The organism is Spiroplasma sp. SV19 (genome assembly GCF_030060925.1).
Classification (GTDB): domain Bacteria; phylum Bacillota_I; class Bacilli_A; order Mycoplasmatales; family Mycoplasmataceae; genus Spiroplasma.
In genome coordinates this window covers 336505-355450 of sequence record NZ_CP045455.1, presented here as the reverse complement: position 1 = coordinate 355450, position 18946 = coordinate 336505, and the positions used below count along the sequence as shown (strand labels likewise).

General features: G+C 26.4%; 13 protein-coding genes and 2 pseudogenes. 11 read left to right on the top strand and 4 right to left on the bottom strand.

Annotated features, from left to right (window positions below; genetic code table 4):
• The first annotated feature begins 12 nt into the window (after positions 1-12).
• A pseudogene (locus E7Y35_RS01655) lies at positions 13-2206 on the top strand (spiroplasma phage ORF1-like family protein).
• Positions 2207-2228: 22 nt separating this feature from the next.
• Here E7Y35_RS01655 and E7Y35_RS01650 read toward each other — a convergent pair.
• A complete protein-coding gene (locus tag E7Y35_RS01650; protein WP_283272619.1) occupies positions 2229-2429 on the bottom strand; it encodes a hypothetical protein in 201 nt (66 codons plus the stop codon).
• Positions 2430-2579: 150 nt separating this feature from the next.
• Complete coding sequence (locus E7Y35_RS07125) at positions 2580-2660, bottom strand: lipoprotein (RefSeq protein ID WP_502957513.1); 81 nt, start codon at positions 2658-2660, stop codon at positions 2580-2582.
• 66 nt (positions 2661-2726) lie between these two features.
• Here E7Y35_RS07125 and E7Y35_RS07120 point away from each other — a divergent pair.
• The 4 genes and pseudogenes from E7Y35_RS07120 (at position 2727) to E7Y35_RS01630 (ending at position 8949) form a co-directional block, all read left to right on the top strand.
• Positions 2727-3699 (top strand): annotated as a pseudogene (locus tag E7Y35_RS07120) (IS30 family transposase).
• A gap of 551 nt (positions 3700-4250) precedes the next feature.
• Positions 4251-6995 (top strand): glycoside hydrolase family 18 protein, encoded by a 2745-nt coding sequence (locus E7Y35_RS01640; RefSeq protein WP_283272618.1) that lies wholly within the window; start codon positions 4251-4253, stop codon positions 6993-6995.
• 67 nt (positions 6996-7062) lie between these two features.
• A complete protein-coding gene (locus tag E7Y35_RS01635; RefSeq protein ID WP_283272617.1) occupies positions 7063-8280 on the top strand; it encodes a hypothetical protein in 1218 nt (405 codons plus the stop codon).
• Between the two features lie 66 nt (positions 8281-8346).
• A complete protein-coding gene (locus E7Y35_RS01630; RefSeq protein WP_283272616.1) occupies positions 8347-8949 on the top strand; it encodes an FMN-dependent NADH-azoreductase in 603 nt (200 codons plus the stop codon).
• Between the two features lie 54 nt (positions 8950-9003).
• Here the strand turns inward: E7Y35_RS01630 and E7Y35_RS01625 are convergent, their stop codons facing one another.
• A complete protein-coding gene (locus E7Y35_RS01625) occupies positions 9004-9498 on the bottom strand; it encodes a hypothetical protein (RefSeq protein ID WP_283272615.1) in 495 nt (164 codons plus the stop codon).
• Positions 9499-9723: 225 nt separating this feature from the next.
• The gene (locus tag E7Y35_RS01620) at positions 9724-10701 is read right to left on the bottom strand and encodes an SLAC1 family transporter (RefSeq protein ID WP_283272614.1); all 978 of its coding nucleotides are present in this window, start codon (positions 10699-10701) and stop codon (positions 9724-9726) included.
• A 198-nt stretch (positions 10702-10899) separates the two neighbouring features.
• Here E7Y35_RS01620 and E7Y35_RS01615 point away from each other — a divergent pair, with 198 nt between their 5' ends.
• The 6 genes from E7Y35_RS01615 to E7Y35_RS01590 all read left to right on the top strand — a co-directional run bounded on the left by E7Y35_RS01615 (position 10900) and on the right by E7Y35_RS01590 (position 18918).
• Complete coding sequence (locus E7Y35_RS01615) at positions 10900-11976, top strand: lipoprotein (protein ID WP_283272613.1); 1077 nt, start codon at positions 10900-10902, stop codon at positions 11974-11976.
• Between the two features lie 21 nt (positions 11977-11997).
• A complete protein-coding gene (locus E7Y35_RS01610) occupies positions 11998-14799 on the top strand; it encodes a hypothetical protein (RefSeq protein WP_283272612.1) in 2802 nt (933 codons plus the stop codon).
• 1 nt (position 14800) lies between these two features.
• Complete coding sequence (locus E7Y35_RS01605; protein WP_283272611.1) at positions 14801-16936, top strand: hypothetical protein; 2136 nt, start codon at positions 14801-14803, stop codon at positions 16934-16936.
• Between the two features lie 112 nt (positions 16937-17048).
• Positions 17049-17498 carry a hypothetical protein gene (locus tag E7Y35_RS01600; protein WP_283272610.1) on the top strand — a complete coding sequence of 150 codons (450 nt, stop codon included), beginning with the start codon at positions 17049-17051 and terminating at the stop codon, positions 17496-17498.
• A gap of 91 nt (positions 17499-17589) precedes the next feature.
• On the top strand, positions 17590-18102 hold the full coding sequence (locus E7Y35_RS01595) for a hypothetical protein (RefSeq protein ID WP_283272609.1): 513 nt from the start codon (positions 17590-17592) through the stop codon (positions 18100-18102).
• Positions 18103-18108: 6 nt separating this feature from the next.
• On the top strand, positions 18109-18918 hold the full coding sequence (locus E7Y35_RS01590) for a TlyA family RNA methyltransferase (RefSeq protein ID WP_283272608.1): 810 nt from the start codon (positions 18109-18111) through the stop codon (positions 18916-18918).
• Positions 18919-18946: the final 28 nt, after the last annotated feature.

The window sequence follows — 18946 nt, the reverse complement described above, 5'->3', positions numbered from 1 at the left end:
GAGTAGTTTAGTATGAAAAAAGTGTTATCTTTATCTCTAATAGTTATTTTAGGTTTTTTAAGTCTAGTAATTCCTTTTATTACTTTAACAGCGTTTAAACCATTAAATCAGCAAAATTATACTGTTAAGCAACAAGCAACAGGAATGAATGAAACAGATTTTATTAATACAATGTTTTTACGAAGTACCTTTTTTGAGAATTGATCAGAAACAAATTATTTTATTAATCCGACTTTAAAAACATCACGAACATTAACTTATAATGATAAGTGATATTTAGACTTTTTAAAGGATAGTTATTCAACCGGGGTTTCGTTTGACAAGCCAAGTGATGAATTTATGGATTTATATAAGAATTGAGATACTTATGCTAAACAATATAATATTGATAAATTTTATGACATTGATAAAAACAATTTTTAAAAGAGTTAACTAATTTTTCTTATTCTTTTGCTAAGTATTTTAATACTGTTGAGATTATAAATAAGTTAGAAAAAAGTGTTGGTAATTTACAACAAATTCAATTAAATTTTATGTATTTAACATTAATTAAGTCATCTGAATTTGTTAATGAATTTCAAAACCCAAATAATAAATGATATATTGGAATTTTTCCAAAAATGTGATCACTGGGGCAACCAGTAAAACCATATAAAGTTTTTAAAGCTAATAATAATGGTAAAGATATTAATGTTTATGGTCGTTTTGGTGATGGTATTTATACTTCAAATGATATTATTTATCGTTGAGATAATAATAATGAGCCTATTAAACCTGATATTAATTCTGATACAGGACAGTTTAAATGGTATACTGAATATTGGGAAAGTGTACGTTCTTTTTGCTAAAATATATTAATGTAATTGTGCAAGAAAATATTAGAGTACAACAAGGTGGTAATCCAGATTATGATGATCCAAGATTGGGTAGTCAAAGAATTATTTTTGATTTTGAAATTATTAATAATTTAGATAAAATTAATAATAATACTATAACTAGAAAATCAATTTATCGAATGATTTTAACGATTGATGAACGTAAAAATATTATAGCTGGGAGTTTAGAATTAACTCATTTAAAACAATATTGAAATGGATATGATTATAATAGTTATCGATATACTGATGATTTAGGTTTTTTATTTTCTTTTATGAAAGAAAAAGAAGATACATTTAATTTTAATGCTGAAACTTATAATTATTATCCGGGTAGTACTCCAAATACTAATAAAGTAATTTTTGAACAGATGAAAGGTCAAATTGAGATTAATAAATTTTTAAAAGCTTTTTTGCACATGCTTTAGTACCAGTATTCCAAAATCGTAGTAATTTTATTGAAAGTGGTTATATTGATAATTTAGAATATGATACTGTTTTAATTAACTTTTTTGGTTTAAAATTAGTTAATTTCAGAAATGTTTTAATTAATGAAAATAATACTAATAAAAATCAATTTGAAAAAATATTGAATAGTATGTTTACTGTTTCACAAAACTTTTATAAGGATTATTTGCGGACAATTTTTGATCTAGAAAATAATACTTATGTTCAAGGTTATAATAAAAATATGGTTTATTAGCTAATAATGGTTTTAAAATTTATCCACGTTATTTTTATTTTTCTGATAAATATAAACAATTAGATATTAAATTATATTCAGCATTTAAAAATCGTTTTTATACTACGAAGCACGGTAACATTTTTAATTATGATTTTTCAGTTTCAAGTGATTATAATATTAATCAGAATGAAGGCTATATTTTTGATGGTACTTTAAAAGATAAATATGGTTTAAAATATAAAAAAATTGAAGAACAAAAAATTGGTTATAATGTCTTTGAGTTATTAGCTCAAAAGAAAATGATATGTATCGATATTATGATTTTAATTTTGGAATTTATAATTGACAAGAGATAAATAATGGTGGCTTGTTCCCTGATGGACAATGATGACAAGCACAGTATGAAAGTTGTAGTTGATATAATTTAGCTTGTCACATGCGAAATGCTGCAATATGAATTGTAAATAATATTCCTGGTGTAAAACAAGTAAATGAATTAGCAAGTGGTGTTGGTCGCATTTTTCAAACAATATATAGTTTTTTTAATCAAACATTTGAAGTGTGAAAATTTAGTCCAGCATTGTATAGTACAATAACAAATATATTCTTATTAATTATTTTTATGAAATTTGTACGTTTAATATAAAAAGGAACTATAAAGTTCCTTTTTATCCTTTTCAATTGGTAATTTGTCCTGTATCAGAATTAATATCAGGTTTAATAGGCTCATTATTATTATCTCAACGATAAATAATATCATTTGAAGTATAAATACCATCACCAAAACGACCATAAACATTAATATCTTTACCATTATTATTAGCTTTAAAAACTTTATATGGTTTTACTGGTTGCCCTAGTGATCACATTTTTGGAAAAATTCCAATATATCATTTATTATTTGGCTTTTGAAATTCATTAATAAATTCAGATGGTAGAATTAATTTTCAACTGCTATTTTCTGGTGGTAATTCTGGATTATAAGGTGGTTTGGTATATTATTATCATTATTATTTGTGTTATTTTGAACATGATATTAAATTTGAAGTAGTAATGGTTGTTAAACTTATTGCTCCTAAAATACTTAATATTTTTTTCATATATTTGTTCCTTTCTTTGTTAAATATATAATCATTATAACAAAAATTTTAGAAAGGTATTAAATAATGAGTTATAAACATTTCAGTGTTGATGAGCGTGTTATATTAAGTCAATTATTAGTATCAAGATTGTTTCAAAAGAAAAATGGTAAACCAAATTTGGCTAAAATAGCAAAGGCAATGGATAAACATCGAAGTACTATTTTACGTGAAATTAATCGGTTTTATAATGAAGAATATAATCCTATTAAAGCTCACAAAAAGTATCTTAAAAACCGTAAAAAGTCAGTTAAACATATTAAATTTTCGTATGAACAATTAATTTGGTTAGATGAAAAGTATAATAAATTTCGTTGATCACCAGAAATTATTTGTTATGAATATAAACATAAATTTGGAATTAAGTTTCCGATTTGTTTTAAAACTTTATATAAATATATTTATTTAGGATTGTTTAATTTGAACAAGAAACATTTATATTTTCACGGTAAACGAAGAAAAATAAAAAGCATTAGATAATCGTGGAAAATTATCTAATTATAAAACTATTGTAGAAGCTAAGCATAGTAAAAATGAATTTGGTTGATTTCAAATGGATTGTATAGTTGGAGCAGATCATAAATCAGCTTGTTTAACGTTAACAGAAGAAGTTACTAAATTTACGATTTGTAAAAATTAAAAGAACAAACAGCTAGTGAAGTTGTTAAAACCTTAAAAGATATTTTCAAAAATCGATTATTGAAAAAATGTATTAAAGGAATAATAACTGATCAAGGTAAAGAATTTAGTGAGTGAAAAGAAATAGAAAAAAATAACTAATTCTAATCTTTACTTTTGTAATTCAGGAACACCAACACAAAAAGCTATTGTTGAACGTATTAATCGTGATGATTTAAGACATTGATTTCCTAAGGGAATTGACTTAGATACTTATTCACAGCAATATTATGATGAAATAGTTAACATAATAAACGAGAAACCACGGCCATGTCTTAATTGAAATTCTGCAAAAACTGTATTTCTTCAATTTTTTAACTAAAGATTAGAAAGTTTAATGATGAAACGAGCAGTGCGTAGGTTTTGGTAAAATTTTGAAAGGGACTAGGTAAAATTTGACAAAAAAGAGAGAACGTAGTTCTCTCGTTAAACAATTGACATTTATAAGAAAAGTAATATAATATTGATAATAATCATTGCAATGCGAAGTGTTTTGATTATTTTTTTTGTCATAATTTTGCCCCCTTTCGAAATTTGGTTTACCAAAACCGAAGGCTGCGAGGGAGTAAAATTTTTTGTTTTTTAAATTGTTTATGATATTATTAAGTTAATAGATTTGTTGCACTTGGATTTACAATTTACATACAATAATAAAATTCCACAGAAAGGGAAAAGAGCAATGAAGAAAATATTGTATATTTTAGGGTGTATTACTATTTTAAGCGGTTCTGCAAGTTCAATTATTGCTTGTAGGCAAGTAAAAAAACACGCGATGATTTAAAACAAAATATTTTTCACAAAAAATACTGATCACGCTTAAATAATAGTGACTCAATTATTAATACTGATTTTTCAAAATTAAACTCAAAACAAATGCAATCATTAATAAGCAGAAGTACATATTCATATACAATGCCAACCACAACAAAGGTTCTTAAATCAACTTTAGCAAACAAAATTTTGGATAATAAAATCCGTGATTTAGAATATAAGCCTTATGTTGATATTGGAATTGTAGAAGATAACGTTGAGTATTTATTAAAAGATAAAGGAGTTAATGGGGCATATCGAAAAGAAGCGTTAGCATCAATTGAAAAACGAAAAGGTGAACAAATTATTTATAATGATTTAGCATATTTTAAAAATAAGGGAATTGCATCTAAATTTGTCCTAGGTTTTATGCAAAACGATAGTAGTTTACCTGAATTAGCACCAGCTTGAAATGCAACTCCTGTTCATGATAGTAATCAATCCGGAAAATGATATCAAGATCGTTTAGATAAATGACAGCAAAATGGTCTTAATCTACAAAAAGATATTACAATTTCCTTTGGACCATTTGCTAATTCATTTTGACACACTGCTTATTTAAACAATTATACTGAACTTGACTTAGCGAATGCTTTTAGTGAAATTTCAAACAAATATCAAACAAAATCATTTGATTTTTATTTTGCTGCGCCTTATAATCGCATTAATAGTGAATATGCTGAATCAACAAGACTTTTAGCTGGCGCATTAAAAATTTTACTTGAACAAGATCAAAACTATCAAATTCGATTATCAATTATTACCGGAAATGATGGGTTAGTTATTCCAACTCCAGAAAATACACCATATAATGGTTCAAAAAAACAAGTTGGGAGTGATGTTTATCCATTATATGAATTTACCCGTTTTTTAGGACTTAACTTTACTTTAAACTTAGTTTCTGCATATTTACAACCAAATAAGAATAATACAATTAATGATCGTTGAGAAGTTCCTGCTTTAAAAACCGCGATTGAAGCAACTCATAAAACTTGAAAAGGAATGTTGAGTGTCTTTTCACCAGAAAATCCAGCAACTCAAAATGACCAATTAATTTATAATCGCATGGGTGTTACGCCATGAATTGGAACTCGAGCAGAACTACCATCATATAAATTTGATGCCACAGATGCTGTTGAAATTCGCAAGTTTGCTCTGGCAAAAGGAATGGCTGATATGTCAATGTTCTACATTTCACGTGATTTTCCATCTCATTTTCAAGCAAATGACATAGGAAATGCTGATCAAAATCCTTTAGATCAAAATATTCGTTCAGGAACAGGATATGAGGCTTTTACTTATTCAAAAATTTTAAGTGGTCAAAAAATAGTAGCTCCAAATGAAGTAACTGACCGTAATCAAATTTTAGCATTATCAGGAGCATTAGATTATGATCGAATTATTCGAAACAATCAAGATTTAGACCAATATACCAATCCTTCAGATAATTGAAGTGGGGGAGAAGACAGTTCAACAGATCCCAAAGAATTTTGAAAAGCAAGAAAAAATCGTTATTTTTCATGAGATGAAGCTAATCCAAACCGTTTAAACGGAACAACTGCTAACCATATTACTACTAAAACAAACGCAGTAAGTTCAACTTATTTTACACCATACATTGATAATGGATTATGAGAAGGAAACGATCTTCACGGTATGATTAATGGTAAACAAGCCCCTGATTATACTCAACAAAATGTTCCTAATTTTAATAATAAAGTTAATAATTTTGAAGCTTTAACATTATCATTTGTTCAACAAGTTAAAAACCATAACAATTACTTAGACTTTTCAATTGCGGGAATTGAAACTGGAAATGATGGTTACGAATATTGAGAACAAAACCAATTAAAACAAAAAGTATTAGATCCACTTGTTAAACATAAAACCTTTGATAAATTACGTGTTTCATATGGTGGGTTATCAACGGGGCATAATCCTGGTGAAAATGCTTGAAATGTCGCTTATAATAAGTATTATAATGAAAATGAACCTAACATGGATACTGCTGTTAGTATCTTAGCAGAAAGATTTACAGCATTTAATCAAAACTTAGCAACTTTAGCCGGTTATAGTAATCCAGAAGCAGCTCGCGCAAATATGCCAATGTCATTAGATTTTGATATTGAAGGAGCAGCACAATTTACATTAAAAGAAAATCGATTATTAGCTAAAACATTAGCTTTTATGAAAAAAAATAATCCTAAATGAACTTTTTCTTTAACTTTACCAGTTATGCCAGATGGTTTAACTGATATTTGTAAAAAATTAGTAAAAATATTTATTGAAGAATATCAAAAACAAGGCTTAAGTTCAGATGTGCTTCCAATAATTAATATTATGGCAATGGACTATGGTGATGGAATTTATGCACAAGCTCGTAACCACGGTCAAACAAATTTTGATTTAGCAAAAGCGACAACAATAAGTACTCGTCGCAATTTAAAAGAAATTATTAATAAAGTATATAATGTTAATATTAATAATAAAATATTAAACCGTTTCTTAGGTGTAACACCAATGATTGGTGTTAATGATACTGTTGAAGGCGTTTTCACATTAGAAGATGCAAAAGAACTTTATAACTGAGCACATGACGAAAACTTAGCATTTATTAGTATGTGGTCAGTAAATGATGATAAAGGGTTTAATAATCAACAACCAAGTGCAAAGACAATTACTTCGCATGGTTTAAATTATCTTCGTGAATGAGACTTTATGCGTGCCTTTAATGGTGACTGACAAGAGTGAGTCAAACAACCAGCTCGTAATCCTTTTAAAAACAAAATAACAGGAATCTTATCTTAAAAAATAAGATTTTCTTTTTTTATTAAATATAGTATAATTTAAGTATTAAAAAAGGTTGGGGGAAGCGATGATTAATATTGGTCCTGTCGTATTATGACAAGTTATAATTTTTGTCTTATTAGTCCTTGGACTAATAATTGGTCTTTTAGTTAAAACTCTTGGTGGGTTATATTTTATGGGCGCAAATGTTATTCTGTTAGTTATTCTCTTTTTTATCGCGCCTTTAATTATTCCTCCTTTGGGAAATAGCTTAAATAATGCTATTAAACCATTGCTTAATAATATTCCTCAATTGCAAACTGCTTCCATTATTGTGGCAAATTGATTAGCAATTATTATTTTATATGGAGTATGAATTATTGGAACTAACACTATTTTGTTTTCAGTTTATATCCCAGTTCTTCGTAAGCAATTTAAAAAAGTACAAATTAATCGGCCAATTAATTATATTTTAGGGGCGGTGTTTGGTTTTTGTACAATGATGATTTTTACTTATTTTTTAACAAACTTACTTTCAACAAATGTTTTTTATAACAAAAATAATTTCTCACAAGATTTACCAACAATGATTAATGCAACACAGAATGATAATGATAAATATCCTAATCAATTCCGCCATAGTGCTGCTAATAAAATGTTTAATTGATTGCCATCTTGACAAGTCCAGAAATCTGGAGATGCGATTGCGTATTGGTTCTGAATGGCAATTACTTTAAAAAATAGTTCATCATTATCAGATATTATTGATGAAATTTCTAATTCTGATAATTTTATTAATAATATTGATGATGCTTTAAATGGATTATCTGATAATGAAAAAAATAATGTTGTTAATGAAATTATTGGTCCAATTGTTGATAAAATTGATGAAAACACTAATAATTTACCTGAAGCCAAAATTACTTGAACTGATATTAATCAATCTGTTACTAATTGAAAAAATAACAACTCTAATCAATCATTTAATGGGGCAGCTATTGAAACAATGATGACTTCTCAACCAAATGATGAAAGTAATCCCTATTATTATTTTGTCAAACTTCGTGAATATGGTGAAACTACTAGCAACAATAGTGACTTTTCAACTATTCTAACAAACGGAAATAAATTTTATACAACCTTAAAAAACATTTATTTATTAGGAAAAATTACGCCAAATGCAGATACGATTCAAAGTTTTAATGCTATTGTTAATAAATATGTTACCGAAATGACAATAATTAATCCTGGCGAAAATAGTCCGTTATATGCAAATTATCAACAATTGTCATCTTGATTTGCCTAAAATGATAATCATTGCAAAACCCAATCTTGAGTTATGATAAAATAATATCAGAAAGGAAAGATAACAATGTCAAATAAAGTATTAGTAATTTATGGAACTGTTAGTCCTGATGATAAATCATATTCAAAAGCTTTAGCGGCTCGTTTTATTAAACATTATCAAGCATTAAATTCAGATGATGAAATTATTCATTTAGATTTAAATAATACCGCAATGGCATTAAAAACATTAACACGTGATAACTTTGATAGTTATTTTAATGCCGAAGATGCTGATGTTTATATTAATCAATTAAAAGAAGTACAAAAGGTTATTGTGGTTTGTCCAATGAATAACTTTAATGTTTCTGGTTTAATGAAAAATTATTTAGATCATGTGTTAGTTGCCAATAAAACATTTTCATATAAATATTCAAAAAAAGGGGATGCGATTGGATTATTACCACATTTAAAAGTGCAAATTTTAACTACACAAGGCGCACCTTTTGGTTGATATCCATGAGGAAACCATACTGAATATTTAAAAGGAACTTGAGAATTCGTTGGAGCAACAGTTAATAAACCAATTTTAGTTGCTGGAACAAAAGTCGCTCCAACAAGTTCATTAGCACCGGATGAATTAATTGATCAATATGATGAAGAAATTCAAAAAGTTGTTAAAACATTTTAAGTGAAATGATAAAAATAATAAATATGGTGTAATTGTTATTTTAATAAAAAATAATTATTGTGCTCACACTGATGTTATGACATTTGGAACAATCCCAATTAAATTAATTCCAACACCATTTCCATTATCATATGATGGAATATTTCAAATATATCATTGGGCAATCAAAATTGCAGCGACAATTCCCGCAACAGCGGCAATTTCTGGAATAGCAGCTAATAAAGCAGCAACAACACCACCAACTGATCCTAAATCATTTTGAATTGTTGTTGTCAAACTATGATTTAAATATAAGTGTGAATAAACAAAGTAATAATCTCATTCATTAACACCATCTTTTAAATTTTTAACTTTTGTCAACGTATTATTTAATTTATTATCTTGATAAAATGCTTGGTACTGTAATGCTTGTGTTGTTGTTTGACCAAGTTTTTTTTCAACCTTATTATATTTATTATGAATATTTGACGAATTTGATAATACTAATGCTGGTGTAGTTGCCAAGGCAATTGCTCCAACACCAACCAAAATATTTTTATATCCTAACATTATATATCATCTCCTGGTAAAAATATTTATATGCAATTCCATAAATATTATTTACACTTTCATTATATTCTTTTCTAATTTGTTAACAATATTTTTAATTATAATTATTAAAGTATCAATTTTGTTTCAAATTTTTGCAAAAATAAAGTAAATAATTTGCATACAATTATTAAAGATGTTATTTGCCAATACAAAATTATGCTATTGTCATATTTATTACACTCATTATTTACAATAGTTTGTTAAACTAGTTTTGTTATTTTTATTGCTAATAAAATTGCAACATAAGTTTCAAAATGAGTAAACAAAAATTATTGTAGCTATTAAAAGTTCAATTAGTGCTCAACAACGAAAAGAAATAATTAATGTTTCTTGGAACAGTGGTCTATTAATTATATAAGTTAAATATTCACCATACATATTTTTACCAACAGAAGAAATTGCGATAGGGAAAATATAAGATATCAAACTAATATTAAACTTTTTTCTAATTAATGTTTTTAGGATTAAAATATAAAACAAAAGACTTGCGAGTAGGGGAACATTACCAAGAATTAAAATGATAATATGGGAAGCCTGATTTTTTTCTACTTCCACAAAATTATAATTATAAGTTAGCATTAGTACAACATTTAATGTTATTAAGAAAATTAGAAACGAAGCTAAAAATTGTTTATTTCGATTAAAAAATAAATATCCTAATCAAATAAATAAAATTAAAAAAATCAATAAAATTAAAACAATGTATCATAGAATTTGTAAAAAAATTATATATTTTCTACCAAGATATTTAACATTAATAATATTACAAGTAATAAGGCCAATGGTTGGAAGTAATCAACTTGGATCTGCAAATCTTAATTTCAAAAATGTTATGTGTTGAAATACTCAAAAGAATCAAAAAATAACAGCTAAAAAGAAACCCAAAAAATATATTGTCATTCCTGCTTGATAAATTCATCCAACTGTTAAAGATGCTGGACTTTGTTTTGCCAAAATAAAACGTCCAATAGCATTAATCCCCATTGGTAAAAAAATAAGTAGCCATAATTTATTTGGTGTCTTAATAAATTCATGTCATGTTTTCTCAAAATTTACTAGTAGTTTAATAATTATTAGACAAATAAATATTAAAGCAATAGCAAAAGTTAAATATGATAATCACAACGCTTTAAAATGAAAACCATGATTAGTAGTAAACATATTTCAACTGTTTCCTATGACTAATATACCCAAAGCCTATGTATTAGAATTTAAATTATTTATCGTAGAGGGGCTTACTTAATTTAATAAATACATTTTATTAAAGTATCAAAATATCAAACATGTACTAAGATATATTACGTATAAACACGGAAATATTAAAGCTAATAATAACAAAAGATAGAAAGGAAATGATTAATGAAAAAATTATTGTCAATTTTAGGGTTAGCTGTTTTAACAACATCTAGTGTAACAACAGTAGTAAGTTGTACACCATCAGTTAATCATACTGAAACTATTCATGATAAAATCAAAAAATCTTTACAAAAACCAATTAATTTTGATGATAACTGAATTATTGACTACAGCGAATCAAAAGAAAAAATTGAAGATTTTTCTAATAGTATTATTAATGGTCGATGGACACTATTTAATAAATTGGTTACTGATTTAGTTACAAAGCAATTAATAAAAGATATTCCAAATCTTTTAAGAATGTACCCGTATTTTTCGCTTTCAGCAGCAGTTACTATTAAGAGTTTTAGTGGTATAAGATTAAGCATTCAGGAACAAACAAAAACAACTTTTAATTATGATGTGGGATATAACTTAGAACAATTGCAAGATATTCCAGCATCTGATTTGCAGGCAAGTAACCCAATATGAGATCCAACTTCAGATATGCTTTCTCTTTATGATGGTTCATCATTTGGACAATTTGTAATTGAAGGGATGGATAATCAAAATGAAATGTCATTTAAGGAAAAATCATTTATTAGTGATGATAAAACAAGATTAAATTATTTATCTGGAATGTTAAATAATAGTCGCTCAATAGTGGCATATGATGGTGAGTATAAAAAATTTTTAATGATGGGATACACTATTCCATATATAGAATTAGAAAAAGCTGATTTTCCAGAGCAAGATTTAATTAAACAAATTTATGTTGATAAAGAAATTTTTATTAAAAATAAGAAATTTTTATTAAAAAGTCTTTATGATAGCTTTATAGAAGAAAACAATGTAGAAGATTTGATAAAATGCATGCCTTCAGTATTAGACGATATGGATATTGATATTTCGCTGGTTAGAGCAGTTTTAACATCTGAGATTAAAGCAGATAAGAAATTGGAATATGTTTATGGGTCAAAACCAGGATATTATGACAAAGATATGTTGGTTATAAATGTTGAAGTAAAATTAAAAAAGGGTGATGTTGTGTCCGACATTACCATTAATGAACAATTAGCTTTAGCTATTTCCTATGTTTAATAGAAACAGAGGGATGTACTTATGAAGAAAAAAACTTTGTCTGCTCGTGAAGTAGTTGATAAAATTTTTAATATTGGTCAAAAGCCAATTTGAAAATCTAAACGATTTATCAGTTTAATTTCAACAGTTGTATTATTGGGAGCAACTGGAATCACGACAGGATGTATATTAGCAAATAATAAAACCGAAGAACAAGTATATTATAAATTTGATGGCAAAATCTTTAGCTCAAGATCAAATGCAATTGGTTATGCTATGAATAATGCTGATACAAGATCATTAGGATATAATACCAATAATTATTTATTTGATGGTGAAGTGTTCCAAAATCGTGAATCATTAAATAATCATTTGAAAGATAAGTTTTCAATTAGTACGGTAAAAACTATTAGAAATCCAGATGAGTACACTATTAATAGCGCTGGAGAGTTATCACGTGATGTTTTGACAGCATCATATGAAAAACCATTAACAGTTTATAAAGGAAATGATGGTAGTGCATATCTGAATAAAGATGAAGCACTAAGTACTTTCCAAAACTATCAAAAAATATATAACATTGAGGGTGATATTCGTTATAACGAGTATGAGGCAAGAGAGTTATATGAAAATTCAATTAAGAAAAAATTAGAAGACAATGCAAATAGTAAAACTACTTGTTATATTCAAGGTGCTATTTGTGAGACAGAACAAGAAATTAAAAATTGATTAAGAAGTAGTGTGAAAAATGGTTTTGAATATCAAGGCCAATACTTTTCAGATTATAACTTTTCAGATTTTAAAACAGTAATGAACAATATTGATCAATATACTGTTGATAAATATGTTAAAGAAGTAGTAGATCCTGATAAAAGTTCATATTGAATTTCACATGATAAAGGTGATTCAAATGATGGATTTTTTATTGGACCTAAATATGTTGAAACAGCACAACAATTGCCAAGTGTTCCAAAGTTTAATGAAGTTAGTTCATTTACACCGTCATTATTTTTTATTGGAGCAGCAATGCAACCATTTTCACAGTTAAGTGATTATCTGTATGAAAAACAAAATGTGCAATATGGATGAAAGAAAAGAAATTTTAAAATCTTTTTAGACTTTTTAACTACCAATAATATATTGTCTAAGCAAACAACTGATGATTTTGATGAGCTTATTAAGTTTTTAAAAATTCCTAATCAAATTCTTGCTGATGCCACAATTGGACTAGAAGATATCTCTGATCCAAGTTTCAATGATTTTCATAAATTATTAGTAGCCATGAAACGGATCTTAACTTTTGTTAAAGTATATGCTTCATCAGTAGAAAATACAGCAACAATATTAGAAAAAAGTTTCAAAGAAATGATTGTTGAAATATTAAATAATAATAAGGAAACTATGTCAGTGTTATTAGATTATACTAATCAAGATGATAACAAAGGGGCAGATGTTTTACTTAACAATGAAATATCATTTGATGATGTTTATAACATGTTTTTAAATCAAGCAGCATTTTATGAAGAAAATAGTGAACGTCGAGCAATTCTAAACATTGTTGAAAATATTCAATCAGCAGTTGATAACATTATGAATGTTATTGGTGCAGGAGCATCTATTGCTGGGGGATTTAAGGATTTGTACGGTTCAAATAATAGTAGTGATAAAGCAATTCAAGAAGGTCGTAAAAAATTGAATAGTGAATTAAAAAATTCAGTGAATAGTAATATGGATGTTGTTTTAGATAAGTTACATATTAAACCTGATACTTTTAAAGCACCTAGTTCATATGTTGGAGCAATTCCAATTGCAAATATTATTACGGGAGTATGAGAATTATCAAAAACATTAAGTTTTATTTCATTAAAAACAATAGAATTTAAAATTGATCAAAATAATTCATTGTACTATGTTGTACCAACTTTTAAAATTCCAATTTTAAATATTGAATTAACTTCAGCACAGCCGAATTCAAAAGTAACTGAATTAACACAATCACCATTAAAGTATATGTTACCAAGCGATGGTAGTGTTAAAGATAAAAAATTATATGAATTTAATGATCATTATTATTTATCAAAAGAAGCGGCTAAGAAAGATTTAATTGAACAAATATATTTACATCCAGAAAGATATGTACCAAATAAAAAATTACTAATAAATATTATGGCAAAAGATATTCCATATATTTTACCATCAGAAATTAGTAATGCAAATATTTGTGGAGCAACAACAGACGATCAAAATTGTATTAATCAAACTGATTATGATACAAAATTAAGTGAAGAAAAAAATAAATTTGTTGATCAAATCTTTGGTTTATATTATGAACCTAATAAGAAAGAATTCTTTTTAGATGGATTTGGTCATTATTTTGCAACAAGGCAAGAAGCATTAACTAGTTTAGCAGAAAATGTTGCTAAATCTAATTTTAATGTTTCATATAGCTATAAAACAAGAACAGGGAAAGAAATTATTACTGATACTAAAGAAGAAATAATTGATTTTATTAATAAGAATGAAGTTATTGATCAAAAACAAATTATTAATAGTGATTTAATAATATCTTCAGAATATGATAGTTTATCGGAATATAGTGGTATAAACTTTGATGTTTATAAAATGAATTACTATGGTGATTTAAAATATTTTATGTCATATGAACAAGCATGAGATTATTTAATGAATCATATTAATTATCAAGTATTAAACTTTGATGCAACATCAAATACTTTTGGATTTGGTAAACACGAATTCTTTTCTGAAAATGATTTTGTTGCATGAGTAAATGCAAACTTAGAACCTGTGAAAGCAAGTGAAGTCAAGGGAAAGGTTGTGAATTAAAATGTTAAAATTAATGTTAATAGCTTCATCAATCATATCAGTATCTCCATCAATTACATCAGTAACTTATTACTCAACAGTGGGAACTACTAATGAAAGAAAAATTAATGAACAAGTTTTAGCAGATGATATTCTGGCTAATCGTATTTTTAATGGACAAGTTAGTTATAGTGAATATGATGGTAAAACATTTTATTCGGATGAAGCTTTAAATGAATATTTATTACAAAACAATAAAGTAACTTCGTTAATTACTTCATCTAATCCAAATAAAATAATTAAAAATTATGAACATATGACATTAGATGATACAAAAATTTATGATGCTAATTTAGATAACTTTAAGCAATTATATCGAGATGCTTTTGGAAATATTGCCTATACTCGTCAAGCAGCTTTGGATACTTATACTAATGCGGGATTAGTAAAACCCCAATATAGTTATGATGGATTCTATTGGTTTGATTCACCAGAAGAAGCTAAAATCAACGAAAAATATAATATGAAAATTAATAAATCAATATACTACATGTTTAAAAATCAATACTATAATGCTTTCAATGACAAAGACATTAATGCTTTAGTGTCATTAATGGATGAAGGTTATTATGCGAATATTAATCAGTCATTAACAAATAAGCCACTAGTTAAACCAATTATTGAAAAAGGAGACAGTAAACTAATCTATGATTTACTAAAAAAAGATCTTAAAAAAGACTTTAATGGTGATTACTATGATTCAGTAACTAAAACAGAAACGAAATATAAATTATCAATTGCTGGAACTGGTTCTAATCGAGTTACGGTACAATATTATGATAAAAATGGAAAATTCTTAAATGGAACAGATTATGATAATGGTAAATCTATTACTGTTGAATTAAGAAATATAAATGCAAAAAGTGGTGCTGATTTTATTAATAAATTTAAGAATGTATCTTGAAACACAGGTTCAGAAGGAAGTTGATCTATTGGCCGATTTTATAAAACACATGATTTTGATGGAATTCAAGATGGCCAAGAGGTTAAGATTAGAATTAACTTAGTTCCTAAATGAAGTTATGCCGGTGGTAAAACAAAAGCACCGGACTTAGATTCTTATAATTTTGTTGATCAATCAGTTGGAAAAATTAAGTTATATAGTAATGAAAATAAACATGATGACCAATTTATTGATGTAACAGCTGAGAAAAAAGGAGTATTTTCTTCTGCAAACATAACAACAGAGGAAAAAACTAAATTCTTTTCGGAATGATATGATCAATACTATAATAGTGTTTTAACTAATTTTGGACCAGATAATAATCGCCAAGTAACTTACGATGATATTAAAAAAGGGAATTATATTAAAAATACTACCTTTGATGGTCAAGGGACAAAAGGATTTATTTATAAAGATAAAGCCTATGATGTAAACTATAATAAAGGTTATAGCCAATCATTAATTGAAAGTTACTTAAATTGAGTTCCAATTAAAGAAAAATTATTAGCAAAACCAGTTCAATATGAGGGCAAAACATTTTATGAATTAAGACCAGATTTCTTAGCAACAAAAGAGCAATTAGATAAATTCTTATATTTAGAAGGTAATTTTCAAACTAAAATAATGTACTCATATGGTCCAGAACAAGATGTATCTGATCGTGATGGGAGAATGCTAGCACAAACTTTACAAGAAGCCAAAGAAAAAGAGCTGATTAATGATAACAAAACTTTACGTAAGCAATATATGGCCTATGACGTTTTTGGTAACCAAGAATTAGCAACAAGTAGTGCCCAAGATGCCATTGCACAATTAACAAATAAAATCCAATTAACATCTAAATTTATTCATAAAAATGAAATTAATAGTTGAAATCCAAATCTAAAACGATCATGAGATTTAACAATTTCGGATGGACGATATAATGTTTATCGTATTGATGATGTAAATAATCCAGGTAAATTTATATATTTTCCATCGCAAGATTTAGCGTTAAAAGCTGTTAAAACAAATGCTAAACTTAGTTCAAGTGTTAATACTTTAGAAATTACACTGCCCAATCAGGGCAAATTGTCCCATTCATTTTCTATGATAATGATATTAATACTGTTATTGATAAAATTTATCGTTTTGAAAATTGAATTTAATAAATAACAATAGAGAATATAGTGATAAGTATCTATATCTTTTTTTATTTTTATTGAGCTCAATTCTAGACATGTCTTAAAACTTGACGAATAAATGATTAACATGAGGAGATAAGAAATTGGTCTATAAATCACCGGCATTAATAAACAGTTTCAAGATACACTGGGTAAAAAATAAAACTGATAAGGAATTTATTTATCTAGGTTTAGATGACACTTATACTAATTTATTTAAAGCCAAAAAGGAATTAGTTAAAACTATGATTCAATTAGCATTTTTGCATACTAGCATTGATTGAAATAAATCAACAGATAAACATAAATTCTTGGAAAATAAAAGATTATTAATGTATTTAAGAACTAATAATTTAAAAGAATTTACTTTAAATAAATTTAAAGATATTTTATGAAAATTTATTGATAATAGCTTTGATTTAACAAATAAAAACCTAAATGTAATGGGCGATGATTCTGAATGAATTAAAGAATTAGCTAATGATTTCCATTCTAATTATATTTTAGATAAAATTCATTTAATGGTTAAAATTCATCATTCCTTTAATTTTTAAAGACTAAAAATGATTCAAAGAGCATCTAATAAGATATCTTTGTTCTTACTCTTAAATTTGGTATAATTACTGTAGTTAAAAAGGTGATAGAATGCAAAATAACAAATTTAATTATTATAATTGAGCAAACAATAAATGAACTAAGAAATGACGAATGTCTAATGATGTTAAACAACGGTTATTAACCCTAAAGGCAAAAATTCATTTTATTCCTTTATGAAAACCAACAGAAGTTACCGTTGATCTTGATAATCATCAATTAATTATTCCAAAAAATTTAGCATTTTTAACACAAAAATACCAACTGCCTCAAACATCATATTATCTTTTTAAATATCATAATATCAATAATATAATGTTAGAATGTAATTATATTATTAGTAATTATTCAACAATTGTTGAAGCAAAAATTGATAAAAATTTTATTTCCTTACAATGATCTTTATCATACGGTGCTTACTTTTTTAAGAAAATTACAAATTATATTATAGCCCAGGATACTATTTTAGAAACTTATCGTGCAGCAAAAACCCGTAAACAACGGTTGTTATTTCGTCATAAGCATCAACATGCCTTTAATAAAACAAAGTGAAAGGAAGAATAAATTTTAATGAAAATGCGCTTAGACCAATTATTAGTTAATCATAACTTAGCTCCTTCCCGTGAAAAAGCAAAAGCAATGATATTAGCTAATAATGTTTTAATTAATAATGTTCCAGCTTTAAAGGCTGGTGACTTAGTAGATGTTAATAGTACTATTACTTTGCGAGGTGAACCATTAAAATATGTTTCACGAGCTGGGGAAAAATTAGCAAAAGGATTAGTAACCTTTCAAATAAAAGTTGATGATCTTATTTGTCTTGATATTGGATCATCAACAGGTGGTTTTACTGATTGTTTATTACAAAATAACGCCAAAAAAGTTTATGCCCTTGATGTAGGAACTAATCAGTTAGTTTGAAAGCTACGTAATAATCCACGAGTAATTTCATTAGAAAAAACTAACTTTCGTTATGTAACAAGACAATTATTTGAACCTGACCAAATTGAATTTGCTGCTTGTGATGTATCTTTTATTTCGTTAGATAAAATTATTCCACCACTAAAAGATATTTTATTATTAGAGCACTATGCTTTTTTCTTAATTAAACCACAATTTGAAAGTACAAGAGCCACTGTAAATAAGGGAAAAATAAATAGTAAAGAAACACATCAACTTGTGATTAAAAAAGTAATTAATTTAGCTCTTGCTAATGGTTTTAGCATTATTGGTCTTGATTATTCACCAATATTAGGTAATAAAAAGAAAAATATTGAATTTATTTGTTTACTACAACGAACAACAACACCAAATAATCATTTGTCTGATCTAAAAATTATTGAAATAGTTGAAAATGCTTGAAATTTCTTGTTATCTTAATTAAATTTTAGGATATAATATTATCGAA